The 14,877-nt window shown below is 60.8% G+C and carries 15 protein-coding genes; 8 read left to right on the top strand and 7 right to left on the bottom strand.

All coding sequences use genetic code 11. The annotated features are described in order from the left end of the window. Positions 1-99: 99 nt before the first annotated feature. Positions 100-804 (bottom strand): HugZ family protein, encoded by a 705-nt coding sequence (locus NA645_RS12050; protein WP_256049022.1) that lies wholly within the window; start codon positions 802-804, stop codon positions 100-102. Positions 805-907: 103 nt separating this feature from the next. On the opposite strand from NA645_RS12050, the gene NA645_RS12045 reads away from it, so the two are divergent. Beyond that, a complete protein-coding gene (locus tag NA645_RS12045; RefSeq protein ID WP_256049021.1) occupies positions 908-1,666 on the top strand; it encodes an SDR family oxidoreductase in 759 nt (252 codons plus the stop codon). Positions 1,667-1,794: 128 nt separating this feature from the next. On the opposite strand, the gene NA645_RS12040 is transcribed toward NA645_RS12045, so the two are convergent. After that, on the bottom strand, positions 1,795-2,799 hold the full coding sequence (locus NA645_RS12040; protein ID WP_131651021.1) for a DUF481 domain-containing protein: 1,005 nt from the start codon (positions 2,797-2,799) through the stop codon (positions 1,795-1,797). Positions 2,800-2,940: 141 nt separating this feature from the next. Here NA645_RS12040 and NA645_RS12035 point away from each other — a divergent pair, with 141 nt between their 5' ends. Together NA645_RS12035 and NA645_RS12030 are read left to right on the top strand one after the other, a co-directional pair. Then, complete coding sequence (locus NA645_RS12035; protein ID WP_256049020.1) at positions 2,941-3,300, top strand: MGMT family protein; 360 nt, start codon at positions 2,941-2,943, stop codon at positions 3,298-3,300. Between the two features lie 34 nt (positions 3,301-3,334). After that, positions 3,335-5,035 carry an AmpG family muropeptide MFS transporter gene (locus NA645_RS12030; protein WP_256049019.1) on the top strand — a complete coding sequence of 567 codons (1,701 nt, stop codon included), beginning with the start codon at positions 3,335-3,337 and terminating at the stop codon, positions 5,033-5,035. Between the two features lie 57 nt (positions 5,036-5,092). Here NA645_RS12030 and NA645_RS12025 read toward each other — a convergent pair whose 3' ends face one another. Beyond that, on the bottom strand, positions 5,093-5,917 hold the full coding sequence (locus NA645_RS12025; RefSeq protein WP_256049018.1) for a mechanosensitive ion channel family protein: 825 nt from the start codon (positions 5,915-5,917) through the stop codon (positions 5,093-5,095). An 84-nt stretch (positions 5,918-6,001) separates the two neighbouring features. Further along, on the bottom strand, positions 6,002-6,481 hold the full coding sequence (locus tag NA645_RS12020; protein ID WP_131651017.1) for a YajQ family cyclic di-GMP-binding protein: 480 nt from the start codon (positions 6,479-6,481) through the stop codon (positions 6,002-6,004). A gap of 145 nt (positions 6,482-6,626) precedes the next feature. On the opposite strand from NA645_RS12020, the gene NA645_RS12015 reads away from it, so the two are divergent. Genes NA645_RS12015 through NA645_RS11995 form a run of 5 tightly spaced genes read left to right on the top strand, consistent with a single transcriptional unit; the run spans position 6,627 to position 12,188 of the window. Then, positions 6,627-7,592: a GGDEF domain-containing response regulator gene (locus NA645_RS12015; RefSeq protein WP_256049017.1), complete on the top strand. Its 966-nt coding sequence runs from the start codon at positions 6,627-6,629 to the stop codon at positions 7,590-7,592. Then, positions 7,592-8,509 (top strand): putative 2-dehydropantoate 2-reductase, encoded by a 918-nt coding sequence (locus tag NA645_RS12010; RefSeq protein ID WP_256049016.1) that lies wholly within the window; start codon positions 7,592-7,594, stop codon positions 8,507-8,509. The genes NA645_RS12015 and NA645_RS12010 overlap by 1 nt, the downstream gene beginning before the upstream one ends. 42 nt (positions 8,510-8,551) lie before the next feature. Next, positions 8,552-10,555, top strand: coding sequence for a HAMP domain-containing sensor histidine kinase (locus NA645_RS12005; RefSeq protein WP_256049015.1), 2,004 nt, complete (start codon positions 8,552-8,554; stop codon positions 10,553-10,555). 21 nt (positions 10,556-10,576) lie between these two features. Next, positions 10,577-11,167: a cob(I)yrinic acid a,c-diamide adenosyltransferase gene (locus NA645_RS12000; RefSeq protein ID WP_256049014.1), complete on the top strand. Its 591-nt coding sequence runs from the start codon at positions 10,577-10,579 to the stop codon at positions 11,165-11,167. Then, positions 11,160-12,188 carry an ion transporter gene (locus NA645_RS11995; RefSeq protein ID WP_256049013.1) on the top strand — a complete coding sequence of 343 codons (1,029 nt, stop codon included), beginning with the start codon at positions 11,160-11,162 and terminating at the stop codon, positions 12,186-12,188. The genes NA645_RS12000 and NA645_RS11995 overlap by 8 nt, the downstream gene beginning before the upstream one ends. Here NA645_RS11995 and NA645_RS11990 read toward each other — a convergent pair. The 3 genes from NA645_RS11990 to NA645_RS11980 all read right to left on the bottom strand — a co-directional run. Then, a complete protein-coding gene (locus NA645_RS11990) occupies positions 12,185-12,958 on the bottom strand; it encodes an alpha/beta hydrolase family protein (RefSeq protein WP_256049012.1) in 774 nt (257 codons plus the stop codon). The genes NA645_RS11995 and NA645_RS11990 overlap by 4 nt on opposite strands. Continuing rightward, the gene (locus NA645_RS11985; protein WP_256049011.1) at positions 12,945-14,069 is read right to left on the bottom strand and encodes a DUF3182 family protein; all 1,125 of its coding nucleotides are present in this window, start codon (positions 14,067-14,069) and stop codon (positions 12,945-12,947) included. Before NA645_RS11985 ends, NA645_RS11990 begins: the two co-directional genes overlap by 14 nt. 377 nt (positions 14,070-14,446) lie before the next feature. Then, positions 14,447-14,877, bottom strand: a 431-nt coding sequence (locus NA645_RS11980) for an FAD-dependent oxidoreductase (protein ID WP_256049010.1), incomplete at its 5' end; no start/stop codon positions are given.

Here is a 14,877-nt window from a genome sequence, read left to right as displayed (position 1 = left end):
CCGATCTCGTGTAGATGACGGCAGCTTGTACCGAATTCAACCCGCCCAAAGAGCAGGCTGTAACCGGATTATTCACCCCTGTGCTTACATCAGGCTGAATCAGTTGCGTGCCATGCTCACCAGGGCCTGGCGCACCGCACCCGGGTTGTCGCAGGTGTCTGGAAACGCCAGCCAGTGAATGGCCTGGCCGATGCGAAGGTGAAAGCCTTCGCTGTCGATTCCTACCATCTGCGCAGCAGGCGCGGATGGCAACCCGGCCCGCTCGACATAATGGGCGATGGCTGCGGCATGGTCGTCATTCATATGCTCAAGCATGCCGTTCTCAGCGCCGCCCGCACGCGCGAATGGGTTGCCTAGCGCCACGTCGTCCAACCAGTGAATCGCACCAAAGCCGCCAATGTAGCGCCAACGCACCGGCTGCAGGACCCAGAAATCGAAGTCGTGTGCATTGTGGTAATCACGCGATTCGGGGAAATAGCGGTAATAGCGCGCTGCCGCGGCGTCGATGGCTGACGCATCGTCGAGCTGACGCGCCTCGGCCAACACAGTCAGGCGCCCGTTGGCCTGTACGTCTTCGACACCGCGCTCGGCCACAAGTAGCGAGCAGCGCGGATCGGCCTTGAGGTTCTTCGTGTGCTGGGCGATTCGGCTGATCAGCATCAGCGGCCAGCCGTTTTCGGTCAGGCAGTAGGGCACCGAGGAGCCGAAGGGAAATCCGGGCATAGCTGCGGAGTGCGTCGAGAGCACGCCTCGGTATTCCTTGAGCAGGAGTTGTCGGGCATGCTTGACGGCTTCAGCGCTCACAGGGATTCCTCGATAGGTTTGTTCGATTCGGCGGGGCGCTCAGCATAACGGTTTCACTTGCGGGCGTCGTTTCCCGCGACAAGAACCACAGACGGAGATTCGCATGCAGCTCAAAGACAAAGTCATCATCATTACGGGCGGTGGCCAGGGCCTGGGTCGCGCGATGGGCGAATACCTCGCCGGCAAAGGCGCGCGACTGGCGCTGGTCGACCTCAATCAGGATCGACTGGACGAAGCGGTCGCGGCCTGCAAGAGCGCGGGTGGCGATGCACGGGCCTACGTGTGCAACGTGGCCAATGAAGAACAGGTCAGCCACATGGTGAGCCAGGTCAGCGACGACTTCGGCGGCCTGGACGGCCTGGTCAATAATGCCGGCATCCTCCGCGATGGCCTGACCATCAAGGTGAAGGATGGCGAGCTGTCGAAAATGAGCCTGGCGCAATGGCAGGCGGTGATTGATGTCAACTTGACCGGCGTGTTTCTCTGCACCCGCGAAGTGGCCGCGAAGATGATCGAGCTGAAGCGTCAGGGCGCGATCGTCAACATCTCTTCAATTTCACGAGCCGGCAATATGGGCCAGGCGAACTATTCCGCCGCCAAGGCCGGCGTTGCGGCTGATACCGTAGTCTGGGCCAAGGAGTTGGCACGCTATGGCATTCGAGTCGCTGGCGTTGCGCCCGGATTCATCGAGACCGAGATGGTGGCCAGCATGAAGCCCGAAGCGCTGGAAAAGATGGCCGCCGGCATTCCACTGAAGCGGCTCGGCAAGCCGATGGAAATCGCCCACTCGGTCGCCTACATCTTCGAAAACGATTACTACACCGGACGCATTCTGGAGCTGGATGGCGGGCTGCGCCTCTAGGAAGAAGGCTGGAGGCTGGAGGCTGGAGGCTGGAGGCTGGAGGCAATATTGCAGGTTCCGCGCTGTACGCCGGCAAGCTTTCGTCAAGCCTCCAGCGTTCAGCGCTTCTCTTCGTCTTTACTAGGCGCTTACCAACCCACTCCGAAGCCGATGCTGTAGCGCGTTTCGTCCATCTCGCTTTCTGAGCCGCTGACGATGTCCTTTTCGGCTTTCATGTTCAGCGACGCCCAGTCGGTCACCTTGTAGCGCAACCCCACCTCGGCATCGAGCTCATAATCGGCGACGTTTTCCAGCGGTTTGCCGATTTCACCGTTGCTGAACAGTTCGAACGTTTTGCCCACCAGATAGCGGTTGTACTGCCACTTCATAGCCAACGAATAGAAATTTTCCGTCTCTCCACTCGCAAACTCGTAGTCGCTGCGGTTGATTAGCGAGGCAAGGGAGAAGGCACCCAGCTCGTTATCCCAGAACTGATAACCCGGACCGGTACCCAGTGTGCGCTGACGGCGAACGTCCTCGACCTTGTCGCGCTTGTATTCGAAGCGTCCTTGCCAGAACCAATGCTCGTCGATGAACCGATCCAGCGCGTATTCGGCGTCCCAGTTATCGGTCGCGGTCACGCCGTCGCGGTATTCACGGTTGTAATTGGCCGTTCCGTTATGCCGCCAGAGACCATGACGTGCCGAAGTATCGAAGGAGACGTCGTAATCGTCCGTATCGGTTTCTGCGCGTTTGTAATCCAGCGCCACGTCAATATTGCCTTTCCAGGTCAGATCCTGGATCAGCGGTTTCGGGTGGATGATCTGGGTGATGCTGGCCAGCGAAACCGTACGCGGCACCCCGCCGTTGCTCAGCGTGACCGTGCCGTCGTCAGCAGCCTGGAGCGACTTGGCCACTTCTCCGGTCACATCGTCATGCTTGATCAGCAACTGCTGGTTGCTTTCCAGCGTCGCGACCTGGCTCCACTTCACTGGAATCGAGCCGCCGTAGTCGGTCTCGATCAGCAATTTACCGCCATCCATCACACTGATCTTGCCGGTCAGGCGATCACCGTTCTTCAACCATACGGTATCGGCGAACGAAGGCAGGGAGAGTACGGAAAGAGACACGCAAAGCAGGGTTCTAGAGAGCATAGATGACTGAAATTCTGGGCAGATGCGGTTAAAAGGCAGGCATTATCCCTATGCTTTTGGTCACAGCAAGCACTGACCGCTGAACGGGAAACGAGTTCAGCGCCGCTCAATCGGTCCCGGCTCACGAAGGAAGCATTCCACATGATTGCCCAGCCACCTTTATTACCTCCGGGTGCCGACGCCGAAGCGCGTCGCGCCGCCGTCTACCTCATCATGGCCCAGATCCCGACGGGCAAGGTGGTGAGCTATGGCGAGGTGGCCGCCATGGCCGGACTCGGTCGTGCCGCGCGCTGGGTTGGCCGGCTGATGTCGCAACTACCGGATGGCACCAGCCTGCCCTGGCACCGGGTGATCGGCGCAGGCGGACGGCTCAGCCTGCCAGCAGGCACCGCCGCGGGGCATGAGCAGCGCATGCGGTTACGCGCCGAGGGCGTGACCATCATCAACGACCGCGTCGACATACGTCGGCACGGCTGGCATTCGTCGGAGCACAGCGGGTAGAGTGCGCGCTTCATATTCCTGTCCGTCCCGTCATATGTCCCGTGAAACATGGCGCGCCGCACTCGCCGCCTATGCCAGCCCCGCTTCGCTGACCCTGCTGGTGCTCGGCTTCGCAGCAGGCTTGCCCGCAATCCTGGTGTTTTCCACGCTTTCGGTATGGTTGCGGGAAGCAGGCGTATCGCGCGAAACCATCGGTTTCGCCAGCTGGATCAGCCTGGCGTACGCATTCAAATGGGTCTGGTCACCGATGCTCGACCAGTGGCGTCTGCCCTGGATCGGCGCTTTGGGGCGCCGCCGCTCCTGGCTGGTGCTGTCACAGGCGGTGATCGCCGTTGGGCTGATCGGCATGGCGCTGTGCAACCCGCAGCACAACCTGACCATGTTGATCGCCCTGGCTGTCGCTGTGGCCTTCGCTTCGGCCACCCAGGACATCGCCATCGACGCCTATCGGCTGGAGATCGCCGAGGACAAGCTGCAAGCAACCTTGGCCGCGAGCTACATGACCGGTTACCGGATCGCCATGCTGCTGGCCAGCGCCGGCGCACTGTTTCTCGCCGAATGGCTGGGCTCGACCAATCTCGAATACAGCCAGAGCGCCTGGGCTACGACCTATATCGCCTTCGCGCTGTTGATACTGCCGGGCCTGGTGACCAGCCTGTTGATTCCCGAGCCGGAGGGCGCCGCGCCGCTGCCCAACGAGCCCTCGAAATACAGCTTCAACCACCAGTTGGCGGGAGTCGGTTTGCTGCTGGTCCTGCTGATATCCGTACCGGCGATGATCAACGCGCTGATCGCACAAGCCTGGCCCCGCGCAACGCTGTATCTGCTATTCATCATCGGCTCGCTGTCGCCCTGGGGCCGCGCGCTGTTGTTCCCCGTTCGACAGATGCTGCACCAGGCCGGACAGCGTCAGCGCCCGGCACGATTCGACTTCGTGCATCAGGCGGTCTCGGTGATCGTGCTGATCATTCTGATGGTTTCGACCACCGGCATGTTCCAGTCGTACTGGGGCGGCTACTGGCCACGCGGCACCATGTATCTGCTGATCTGCTGGGGCTGTCTGTCCGGTCCTGGCCGCATTCTGATGGGGCCGGTGCTGACGCCGATCACCGATTTCATTCTGCGCTATCGCTGGCAGGCGCTGTTGCTGCTGGGGCTGATCGCCACGTACCGGATGTCGGATACGGTGATGGGCGTGATGGCCAATGTCTTCTATATCGACCAAGGCTTCAGCAAGGATCAGATCGCCAGCGTCAGCAAGCTGTTCGGACTGATCATGACGCTGCTCGGCGCGGCGTTTGGCGGTCTGCTGATCGTCCGTTTCAGCATCCTGCCGATCCTGTTCATTGGCGGTGTCGCATCAGCGGCCACCAACCTCATGTTCATGCTGTTGGTGGAGATGGGCGCCAACCTGAACATGCTGATCGTCACCATCTCTTGCGACAACTTCAGTGGCGGCCTGGCCTCCACGGCGTTCGTCGCCTATCTGTCGAGCCTCACCAACCTGAAGTTTTCGGCAACCCAGTACGCCCTGCTGAGTTCGTTGATGCTGCTGTTGCCGCGCCTGCTGGGCGGCTACTCCGGCGTCATGGTCGAGCACCTGGGTTACAGCGATTTCTTCCTGGTCACGGCACTGCTCGGCGTACCGACTCTGGTGCTGATTGCCTGGCAGTGGTCCCGCAGCCGCCGGCCACCAGAAGCCTCTGATTCGGTCCCGTCTACCGAGCGAAGCTGAAAAAGAAGCCGGCGAAATCGCCGGCTTCTTTTTTTTACTGAGCGTCTTTACTGAGCGTCAACTCTGGACCAGATGCATCACACGCTGCGGATACGGAATGCCGATGCCCGCCTCGTCGAAGCGTTCTTTCAGCAGCTCGGTGAAATCGAAGGTCACCGGCCAGAAGTCGCCGGTCGCTACCCAGACCCGCAGCGACAGATTGACAGAACTATCACCCAGCCCTGTCACGAAGACCGCCGGTTCAGGGTCACGCAACACGCGCTCGTCCCCTGCGATTTCCAGCAGGATTTTGCGCGCCAGCTTGATATCCGCGCTGTAGTCGATTCCGACGTTGATATCGGCGCGACGACGCGGTTCGCGCGAATAATTGGTGATGTGTCCGTTGGACAGGCTGCCGTTGGGCACCACGATGGTCTTGTTGTCGCCCGATTTAAGAATCGTGTGGAAGATCTGGATCGAATGCACGGTGCCAGCCACACCCTGAGCCTCGATCCACTCGCCGACTCGAAACGGACGGAACAGTAGGATCAATACCCCACCTGCAAAGTTCGCGAGACTGCCCTGCAGTGCCAGACCGATGGCCAAACCAGCCGCGCCGATCATGGCGATGAAGGAGGTGGTTTCCACCCCGATCATCGACGCCACGCTGACCAATAGCAGCACCTTCAGCACGATGCCCAACAGGCTCTCGATAAAGCCGTGCAGTGAAGGGTCTACCTGGCGTCGCTGTAGCAGGCCGCCAAGATTGCTGACGAGTTTGTTGATCAGCCACCAGCCAATCAGGAAAGTTGCCAGCGCCAGCAATAGCTGAGCACCGTATTGCAGGACGATCGGCAGCCAAGCCTCGGATAGATCGACCAGATAATCGACACTGAAATCCATCAGTGGAAAACTCCTCAGGGAAACCGAGCGTGCCGTCAGACGGCCGCTCGGCTAAAGCGGAAGGCATCAACGATGCCCGGGGCATCAGTCGCGGAAGTTGTTGAACTGCAATGGCATGCCAAAATCCTTGGCCCGCAGCAGGGCGATGGCCTCCTGCAGATCATCGCGTTTCTTGCCGGTCACCCGAACCTGCTCGCCCTGAATGGCCGCCTGCACCTTGAGCTTGGCATCTTTGATATGGGCGACGATTTTCTTCGCCAGCTCCTTGTCGATGCCTTCGCGCAGCACCACGTCCTGCTTGACCGACTTGCCGGATGGGTACGGATCCTTGAACTCCAGGCACTGAATATCGATCTTGCGCTTGACCAGGCTCAGCTTGAGGATCTCCAGCATCTGCTCCAATTGGAAGTCAGCATCGGCGGTCAGATGGACCGTCAGCTCCTTGAACTCGAAGGTACCTTTACCGCGCAGATCGTAACGCCGGTCCAGTTCCTTGAGCGCATTGTCGACGGCGTTAGTAACTTCGTGTTTGTCCAGTTCGGACACCACGTCGAACGAAGGCATGGCCTTTCCTCCTATAAAAAGGGCGCTGCGGTGTGACCCAGCGCGCTTAGCTTGACGATTCAAATGCGCGATCATTATAACGGTTCAGGCCAATAACGCCCGGCCACCGGCCTGTTACGGCAACCCTTCTTAACCGAGCGCATGAATGCCCAACCCCCAACTCAGCATCCTGGTGGTCGACGACGCCAAGTTTTCAAGCGTGATGATCGGCCGCGCCCTGTCCAAGGCCGGGTACGAGGACATTCGCTTCGCCAATAGCGCCAGTGCTGCACTGGAACTCATTGAGCAACGCCCGGCGAATGTTCTGCTCGCCGATTGGCTGATGCCCGAAATGGACGGGTTGGAACTGACCACCCAGGTGCGTCAGCAGGACGAAATGTCCCATCACTACACCTATATCATTCTACTGACCGGGCGGGACGGCCAGGACGTGCTGAGCAAGGCATTCGATCATGGCGTGGATGATTTCATCGGCAAGTCGGTGATGAACGAGCAGTTGGTACCTCGGGTATATGCCGCCGACCGGCTTTGTGGCTCGTTACAGCGGCTGATGCGGGAAAACCGTCTGCTGACGGAGAACATCGCCAGCCTGGAAAATCGCAACCTGATCGACCCGATTACCGGACTGGGCAACTTGCGTCATCTTCGCCAACGGCTCGGCGACAGCCTGAGCCATATCGAGAGCCGTGGCGGCGCGTTGTGCTACCTGGTGATCGGTCTGCCGGAACTCCTCGGTCAGCGAGAGCGCTACGGCGAGCTTCTTCATCACGAGCTGCTCAGAGGTGTGGCACGGCGACTGGGGCAACTTGTACGGCCGCTGGACACGCTGACCCGCCTGGATGATCACCACTTCGGCCTGCTCGCCCTGGTCGACGACTTACGCGGCTGCTCGCCGAGCAGCTTCAAACGTTTGCACGAAGGGCTCAACCTCAAAGCGTTCAAGACCAGCGAAGGGTTCATTTCGATCAAGGCCGGCATCGGTCTGGTCAGCCTCGATGCGAGTGCCCTGCCGGTCGAGCCCCAGACGCTGATCGAAAGCGCCGCCGCTCTGCTGCCCGACGCGTACACCACAGGACGTATCGTGCCCCTGCGTTACCGGCAGCCAGCCTGATGAACGACACCTGGCATGTTCTGGGCGCTGGTAGCCTCGGCGGGCTCTGGGCAACGCGCCTTTTCCGTGCCGGCGTACCGGTGCAAATCATCCTGCGCAACCCGCAACGCCTCGCTGATTACCGAGCCGCGGGTGGCCTGAGCCTGACCGAGGCCGGCGTCACCGCTGTCTATCCGGTACCCGTAGAGTTACCCGATGCAGCTACACCGATAAACCGGCTACTGGTTGCCTGCAAGGCATACGATGCGCAAGACGCAATCGCCGAGGTGGCACCGCGTCTGGTCAAGGGATCGCACATTCTTCTGTTGCAGAACGGCCTGGGCAGTCAGCAGGCCATTGCGGCACGTTGGCCCGGCAGCCGCTGCATATTCGTTTCAAGTACCGAGGGCGCCTATCGTCAGGCTGACTTCCGAATCGTCCATGCCGGTCAGGGGCAGAACTGGCTGGGCGAACCCGGCCATCGCAACCAGCCATCCTGGCTCGCCGATCTGGTCACCGCCGGCATTCCGCACGGCTGGACGGAAGACATCATGGGCAAACTCTGGCGCAAGTTGGCGATCAACTGCGCCATCAATCCCCTGACCGTCCTGAATGATTGCCGCAACGGCGACTTGCGCGCGTTCCCCGAGCAGCTCCACCGACTCTGCAACGAACTTGCGGAAGTGCTCAAGGCCACCAATCAGCGTGATGCGGCTCGTGGACTGGAAGACGAAGTGCTCTCGATCATCGAGGCAACGGCCAACAACTATTCGTCGATGCACCAAGATGTACGAAACGGACGCCGGACCGAAGTCAGCTTCCTGCTCGGTCAGGCGTGCCGGACCGCCGAGCAGCACGATCTGCACGTGCCGGCGCTGTTCAGCCTGCAGCAACAGCTCCAGGCATTCCTGCACGCTCGCAGATTGCCCGCGGACTGAGGCACCGCTACCCTGCTGAAACACCCTTAGCCAGTGCCTGCCATGACCCTGCGCCAGCGCCTTGAAAATCTCCCGGTCGGCCGCAAGCTGCTGATCGCCCTGCTCGTACTGCTTGCCGCAGTGCTGCTGGTATCGAATCTCGTCTTCATCAGCGCGGCCTACTGGATCTCCCGCCAGAGCGTCGCGCCGCAGGCCATGCATACCCTTGGGGCGCTGTTCGCTACGCCCGAGTTGAGTAACCGCGCCCTGGCATCCGAAGCGGCAGCCGACGGGCTCCTGCAGAAGCTGAACGATTATGCCCCGCTGCGCGCAGCGGCGATCTACGACAGCGAAGGCCAGAGCCTGGCACAGCTGTATCACGGCGATTCGCTGGGCCTGCCGCAGCAGGTAAGCGAGCTACCCGCATGGCAAAAGACTGAGATGCGCGCCAATTTACTGGTGGAACTACCGCAAGCCGAAGGGCCTCCGGGCCACCTGCTGATCGTGGCCAGTAGCGAATTGCCCGGGGCCTTCTACACCGGAACCCTGACCGCCAGCGTCGCCATTCTTCTGACCAGCCTGCTGCTTTGGATACTGGTCGCCCGGCAGATCCGGCAGATGATCACCCGCCCGATCCATGACCTCGAGGCCCTGTCCCGCCAGGTCACGCGCGAAGAAAACTATTCGCTTCGCGCAACACCGAGGAACCGCGACGAAATCGGACATCTGGCCGATGCCTTCAACACCATGCTGTCGCGCATGGAGGCACGCGAACAACAGCTCAAGCGCGCCCGCGACGATGCCCAGGACGCCTTCGACCATGCCCAGGGGCTGGCAGAGGAAACCCGGCACACCAACCGCAAGCTGGAACTGGAGGTACAGGTTCGCAGCAAGATCGAGAAGAAGCTCACCGGATTCCAGAGCTACCTGAACAGCATCATCGACTCGATGCCATCGGTGCTCATCGCCCTGGACGAGCAGCTCTACGTGACCCAATGGAACCAGCAGGCCAGCGAGCTCTCGGGTACCTCAATCGACGATGCGCTGAACCAGCCCGTGTTCATCGCCTTCGAACCGCTAAGGCCCTTCCTGACCGAGATTCGCCGAGCATCCGAACGGCATCAGGTGGAAAAGATCGAGCGCGTCACCTGGGCCTTCGACGACGAGCCCCGACATTACGCGCTGACGCTCTACCCCTTGATGGGCGGCGGTGGCGTAGTCATTCGCATCGACGACATCACCGAACGCATCAACATGGAAGAGATCATGGTGCAATCGGAAAAGATGCTTTCGGTGGGCGGTCTCGCCGCAGGCATGGCACATGAGATCAACAACCCCCTCGGGGCGATCCTGCATAACGCACAGAACATCCGTCGACGTCTGTCACCGGACCTGGAGCGAAACCGCGAAGCGGCCGACGACACCGGCGTTCGACTGGAAGCGGTGAATCAATACCTGCAACGGCGAGAAATCCCGCAGCTGCTCGACGGCATCCAGCAGGCCGGCTCGCGCGCGGCCAAGATCGTCAGCCACATGCTGAGCTTCAGCCGCATGAGCAACCGGCAACTGGCCGAATGCCAACTGCCCGTACTGATCGATCAGGCGCTGGAGATCGCTGGTAACGATTTCGCGCTGATGGAGGGCTTCGACTTTCGCTCGCTGGAAATTATCCGCGACTTCGATCCGCAAGTGGACCGAGTCCCCTGCATCGGCAACGAGCTGGAACAGGTGCTGCTGAATCTTCTGAAAAACGCGGCCCAGGCCATCCACCAGAAACCGGAGCGAGGCCGTGGGCAGATCACGTTGCGGACGCGCCTGAACCCGCCATGGGCTGAAATTCATGTGGAAGACAACGGCGGTGGCATCCCCGAACACATCCGCAAGCGAATCTTCGAACCCTTTTTCACCACCAAAGAGGTGGGCCAGGGAACCGGGTTGGGTCTTTCCGTTTCGTATTTCATCATCACCAACAATCACAAGGGCCAGATGGAAGTGCAAAGCAAGCCGGACCAGGGAACGACCTTCACCCTGCGCCTGCCGCTACTATCCGCGTCCGACGCCAACTGAAGCACCACCAGGAACCTAGAGATGGGCAATCGACTGTCAAAGATCTATACCCGCACCGGCGATGCCGGAGAAACCGGCCTGGCCGATGGCCGCCGCGTCCCCAAGGATCACCCACGGGTCGAAGCCATGGGGGAAATCGATACGCTCAACAGTCAACTTGGCCTGTTGCTTGCCGAACTGGCCGAAGCACAGGCGCGCTGGCCGGATCTGGCTGAACTTATCGAGGTGCTGAGCCCTTGCCAGCACCGCCTGTTCGATCTGGGCGGCGAACTGGCGATGCCGGACTATCAAGCGCTGACCCCTACCGAGGTAGCGCGCCTGGAGGCGGCGATCGACCGCTGGAATGCGGAGCTCGGACCGCTGGAAGATTTCATCATGCCTGGCGGCACCCGGCTGATCGCGCTCGCGCATCTATGCCGCAGCATGGCTCGCACCAGCGAAAGGCGCTGCCAACAGCTCAATGCCATCGAACCGCTACGTCCAGTCGGGCTGGCTTACCTCAATCGCCTGTCGGATCTGTTCTTCGTCGTGGCGCGCCTGATCGCACGTCGCCAGGGCTGTGCCGAAATCCTCTGGCAACCCGCCAGCGCACCTGTCAGCGCCGATGCCTGAGTTAGCCGCAGGCCAGCACGCACGCTTGCGCGACGGGCTGCACGCAGCCTGGGAAGCGTTCATCGTCCTGCTGGTGTGCATCAATCTTGGGCTGATCCTGTTCGACAGCCTGTTCATCGTGCAGCCAATCAATCAGGCCCTCGCTGGATGGCTGCCCGAGCTGCATCAGCGCTACGACACGCTGATCCACCGCAATTTCCAGCTGATCGATCTCGGCTTCGTCGCGGTATTCATTCTCGACGTGCTGCTTGGCTGGACCGTTGCGTTGTTCGAGCGACGCTACGCACGCTGGTATTACTACCCTTTCGCTCACTGGTACGACGTACTCGGCTGCATTCCCCTGAGCGGTTTCCGCTGGCTTCGCGTATTGAGGGTCGGCAGTCTGCTGATCCGACTGCAACGGCTGGGCCTTATCGACATGCGCCGGTGGCCGGTCTATGGGCTGGTTCACCGCTACTACTCGCTGCTGCTGGAAGAGCTGTCCGATCGCGTCATGGTTCGGCTGTTCAGCCGCCTGCAGCAGGAGATCGGTGCCAGCGACGACCTTTCCCGTCGGCTGCTGCAGGAGGTGGTAAGACCGCGCAAAGAGCGACTGCTCGACGATCTATCGCGACGCCTGAACGCCATGCTGGAGAACGGCTATCGGGACAACCGCGGCGCCATCGAAGGCTATGTCGACGGGTTGATCCACCAGGCGCTGGCGAATAATCCGGAGGTCATCCGCCTGCGTCGCCTGCCGCTTGGCGACCGGGTCGTCGATACCCTGGACGATGCACTCACCGATATCGCGGCTCGGCTTCTCCAAGGGGCTGTGGACGGGCTGCAGGGCCCGCAATTCCGGCGTTTGGCTCGGAGCCTTGCTGACGAGTGCTTCGAGGCCTGGGTGTATCAGGACGAAAACACCGACCTCGCGCTGGAAGAATTGCTGGTCGATGTCATTGAAGTGCTCAAGCAGCAGGTGCTCGACCGGCGCTGGAGCCGCTTCGTCGGCCCCATCGAGCCGCCGACGCCGCCGGGTTAGCCCAACCGCGCGGCGGCTGCGCCGTGCTGCTGGCCGACACGTCCACCGACCACCATCTCGGTGGCCCATTTGACGAGAATATCGGTGTAGGCCTGCTGGCAATTCTCATGGGTCAGACCATGATCGGCCCCAAGGATGATGCGGTGAGTCAGCGAATGGGTCTGATGGAATGCCGCCCGGTAACTCATGATCGTGCTGTGCGGGACCAGATGATCGTGCTCGGACTCGACGATCAATACATCGCCACGAAACTCGGCACAGGCCGCTAACGCCCGATTCTCCTCTGGAACGACCCGCCGACCACGCAGCTCATTGAGCAGATCGCGACTCAACTGGCGCTTGGGTATCGCCCAGTCATCATCCCTGTACAACGCCGGCACGCGCATCGCCAGCCATTTGACCGGACGCAAGGAAGTAAGCAGCGCAGCCAGATAACCGCCGTAACTGGTGCCGACCACGGCGATTGCGGAAGGATCAATGTTCGGATGCTGTACCAGGAGATCGTAGGCCGCCAGCAGGTCACGCAGGTTCTGCTCGCGCGTGACGGTCTGCTGTTGCGCCAGCGTCTGGGCATGGCCCCGCAGATCGAACGACAGACAGATACAGCCCAGACCGGCAATACCGCGAGCACGGGTCAGGTCACGCTCTTGGCTACCGCCCCAACCATGCACGAAGAGCACACCCGGCAATTTCGTCGGAGGCGACAGAAAGGTGCCGGCAATGTGCTCGTCATCTACGAGGATATCCACGCTTTCACTATGGGTTGCCATGAGCCTCCACCACTGCGTATTTGGTTATGAAGCCGACCTCGGCGTCCTCGCCGCGAAACAGCACCGTTGCGCCTTCGGGCACGGTTGATTCCCCGTAGACTTCAACCGATGACGCGCGCACCACCGGACCGCCCTCGCCCCGGATAAACGCCTCCAGTGCCGCAACCTCGGCACTGCTCGCGCCGCCAATGCGCCAGGATTGCTCCAGCACGCCGGAAGAGGCGCGCCCTCGGCCATCGATGCCTTGAGCGATATCGTAGTTGCGCCGAGAAGCATAGAAATTGCGAAAGCAGGCCGAGGCGGCAGCGTCGTAGATTTGAGCCTGGGAGATGGCTAGACGGGTCTTTTCGGGCAGATTCAGGTTCAGTAAGGCATCGAAATCGCCTTCGACGACCAACAGATCCGAGCCGCCATAGACCGTTTCGCCCGTGTTGTCCTGAGTCAGTCGCTGGGTACCGTAGTAACTCAGTACCCTCCCCGCTGCGCGAATTTGCCCGACGCTCAAGGTCGTCACGTCATCCAGGTGCGTTTCGAGCACCAGCCCGTACTGGCTGAGTTCGGTCTCGTCGATATTTTCCAGGGCATGGTCGAGTTCCTGCTCGGTCGTCACCCGCTTCTGCCCTCGCCCACCAGTGGCACGCACAGGTTTGATGCGCAGCGCGCCTTCGTTAAGCAATCGCCGGCCGGCCTCTCGCGCATCGTGCAGGGAAAAAACGCTGTAACCGGGCAGAACGCCGCCCGTGACGCGCCGGGTGAAACTCCGCGACCAGCCCAGCGGCGAATCGGCATCCGGCCGTACCAGCGGATGCGTGATGGCCTTGGTTTCGATGAACGCATGCGGTACGACCCCACCGAACATATCCTGCTCGCTCTCCAGCCCCAGCTCACGCGCCTGTTCGGTGCCGATCACCGTGCCGGATGGAACGAAGTAAAGCTGGTGTGGATAGCTGACGCTGCGGTCGTATTCCCCGAGAAAGGCGAACCCTTGCAACTCCGCCAGGCGTTTGGCGAGTTGCTCGTGCACGACTCTTTCGTGTTGAGGTTCATTGGATCGATTGGCAAAGGTTACGACAGCGCCTCGGACGTCTTGCGGCGTATCCGCTTTTTTCATAGGTGGATTCGCTCCATGGACGACTGGTACATGTGCGACGAAGCGACCCGTTCAGACTGAAAACTACTGCGCTCGGTTATGCCGCGTTAAAACAGGCTCGGATGCGAGCCCAGTCCGCTTTCTCACCTGTTTTGCCTTGCTTAACCTTCGCTCGCTACGTTTTCACGGTCTGCGTTGCCGCATCTTTCGCTCGTTTCCACCCGACCGACGCGGATCCGGTGTAATGAAATAGACCCCGGAACTTCGCTATCTATCCTTCGCCGCCAGCCCTCAGCCCTCAGCCCTCAGCCCTCAGCCCTCAGCCAGCGTAGCGAACCACAAAAACGAAAAGGGGGAGCAGACCGAAATCTGCTCCCCCTTTTTTGTGCCCGTCAGACTCAGTCTTCGACGGAGCTGCGGATCAGATGGTCAAAGGCGCTCAGCGATGCCTTGGCTCCTTCGCCGACTGCAATAACGATCTGCTTGTACGGCACTGTGGTGACGTCGCCCGCCGCGAAGATGCCTGGCAGCGAGGTCTCGCCCCGCGCATCGACGATGATCTCGCCGCGCGAGGTCAGTTCGACGGTGCCCTTCAGCCAATCGGAGTTGGGCAGCAGGCCGATCTGCACGAAGATGCCTTCCAGTTCCAGGTTATGGAACTCGCTGGAATTGCGGTCCTTGTAGGTCAAACCGGTGACCTTCTGCCCGTCGCCAATGACTTCACTGGTCAGTGCACTGGTGATCACGGTGACGTTGGGCAGACTGTGCAGCTTCTTCTGCAGCACGGCGTCGGCACGCAGCTGGCTGTCGAACTCGATCAGCGTGACGT

Source organism: Stutzerimonas stutzeri (assembly GCF_024448955.1).
In the GTDB taxonomy this organism is placed as follows: Bacteria; Pseudomonadota; Gammaproteobacteria; order Pseudomonadales; family Pseudomonadaceae; genus Stutzerimonas; species Stutzerimonas stutzeri_AQ.
The sequence above is the reverse complement of the archived record's forward strand: the minus strand, read 5'-3'. Positions and strand labels throughout refer to the sequence as shown.

What these genes read in the sequence shown, in the direction of transcription:
- NA645_RS12040 (WP_131651021.1), bottom strand. Translation starts at nt 2,799, where the DNA reads ATGCTCTCTAGAACCCTGCTTTGCGTGTCTCTTTCCGTACTCTCCCTG.
- NA645_RS12005 (WP_256049015.1), top strand. Translation starts at nt 8,552, where the DNA reads ATGACCCTGCGCCAGCGCCTTGAAAATCTCCCGGTCGGCCGCAAGCTG.
- NA645_RS12030 (WP_256049019.1), top strand. Translation starts at nt 3,335, where the DNA reads ATGTCCCGTGAAACATGGCGCGCCGCACTCGCCGCCTATGCCAGCCCC.
- NA645_RS12010 (WP_256049016.1), top strand. Translation starts at nt 7,592, where the DNA reads ATGAACGACACCTGGCATGTTCTGGGCGCTGGTAGCCTCGGCGGGCTC.
- NA645_RS11985 (WP_256049011.1), bottom strand. Translation starts at nt 14,069, where the DNA reads ATGAAAAAAGCGGATACGCCGCAAGACGTCCGAGGCGCTGTCGTAACC.
- NA645_RS12025 (WP_256049018.1), bottom strand. Translation starts at nt 5,917, where the DNA reads ATGGATTTCAGTGTCGATTATCTGGTCGATCTATCCGAGGCTTGGCTG.
- NA645_RS11995 (WP_256049013.1), top strand. Translation starts at nt 11,160, where the DNA reads ATGCCTGAGTTAGCCGCAGGCCAGCACGCACGCTTGCGCGACGGGCTG.
- NA645_RS12045 (WP_256049021.1), top strand. Translation starts at nt 908, where the DNA reads ATGCAGCTCAAAGACAAAGTCATCATCATTACGGGCGGTGGCCAGGGC.
- NA645_RS12000 (WP_256049014.1), top strand. Translation starts at nt 10,577, where the DNA reads ATGGGCAATCGACTGTCAAAGATCTATACCCGCACCGGCGATGCCGGA.
- NA645_RS12020 (WP_131651017.1), bottom strand. Translation starts at nt 6,481, where the DNA reads ATGCCTTCGTTCGACGTGGTGTCCGAACTGGACAAACACGAAGTTACT.
- NA645_RS12035 (WP_256049020.1), top strand. Translation starts at nt 2,941, where the DNA reads ATGATTGCCCAGCCACCTTTATTACCTCCGGGTGCCGACGCCGAAGCG.
- NA645_RS11990 (WP_256049012.1), bottom strand. Translation starts at nt 12,958, where the DNA reads ATGGCAACCCATAGTGAAAGCGTGGATATCCTCGTAGATGACGAGCAC.
- NA645_RS12015 (WP_256049017.1), top strand. Translation starts at nt 6,627, where the DNA reads ATGCCCAACCCCCAACTCAGCATCCTGGTGGTCGACGACGCCAAGTTT.